Source organism: Bifidobacterium erythrocebi, from assembly GCF_012932675.1.
GTDB lineage: Bacteria > Actinomycetota > Actinomycetes > Actinomycetales > Bifidobacteriaceae > Bifidobacterium > Bifidobacterium erythrocebi.
The window spans coordinates 1-1,069 of record NZ_JAAIIF010000011.1 but is presented as its reverse complement, the minus strand read 5'-3'; the positions used below and the strand labels follow the sequence as shown (position 1 = coordinate 1,069).

General features: G+C 69.2%; 1 protein-coding gene. It reads left to right on the top strand.

Features of this window, described 5'->3' with window-relative positions:
* Positions 1-133: 133 nt before the first annotated feature.
* Positions 134-1,069: hypothetical protein (locus tag G1C98_RS07085; protein ID WP_240944958.1), on the top strand; the 936-nt coding region annotated here is incomplete at its 3' end.

The window sequence follows — 1,069 nt, the reverse complement described above, 5'->3', positions numbered from 1 at the left end:
TGCTGGAGGTCGTGTTCCCGGACACCGCGATCGGCAATGATATCGCCGAGGCGCTGAGGGCGTTCCAGGGGGAGCATGCCGGCACGGGCATACGCATCGTGTACAAGATCGCGAAATAGGAGGAGGGAATAACATGAGCCAGATAAGGATAGTCTCCATAAACAGGGAACGAAGCAGGTTCCTGGTCTGCCCGTTCGTGATGAGCTGGGGCATCAATCGGGTGACGGACCGGTTCTTCAGGAGTCTGAAGGGCCCCGGCGTGACGGCCGGGGATGTGGGCAAGGCGGCGCTGGATGCGTTCGCGTTCATCGAGCGCACGGGCCCGCTCGAGCTGAGTCTCGAGGAAAACGAGAACTTCTGGCGGCACGACACCAAATACAAGACATGGAGAGCATTCGCCCGGAACAACGACCTCGTCGAGGTCACCAACTACAAGGACAAGGAATACTGGGTGTACGCATATCCACCAAGGGGCGACAATGCGGACCTGGATGACGAGGTGTGGCGGGGCACCGTGCCTGCGGGCGCGTCCGCCGAGGAGCTCGGGCGGGCGGTGATGGACGCGTACGCGGCCCTGGACGAGTGGAAGAAAGCGCACGGCCGGCGGGCCGGAGGGCATGAGCCGGCCGTGCGGAGCGCGGGGCTGTGCGACGGTGGCGAGGTGCTGCTTCCCGGGCCGGGGGAGGGGTTCGCGGAGCGCACGTCGGCCGCGGGCGAGGTGCTGCTCGCCTTCGAACGCGCGGGCCGGGGCGGGGATCCCGTGGCGTCCCTGTACCTGGCCGAGGCCGAGTGGGACGCGGAGACGGACGGCGGGGAGGCGTGGGACGAGTGGCTGGAACGCTGGGAGGAGGAGAACGGGCCCGCGCGCTCGGTCTCGCGCGAGCCGTGCGCGGAGGGCCCGTTCACCCGCCGGTGGGAGGCGCGCAACGGCTCGTGCCTGACGGTCGCGCTGCTCGCGCCCCTGACGGGCGGCCTGGCCGTGATGCTGTGCCTGGACGCGGCCCGGCCCGGCCGGCGCCCCCGGGCCGCGGAACGCTGGGAAGGCGAACTCCATCGGATCGCGCGAGCC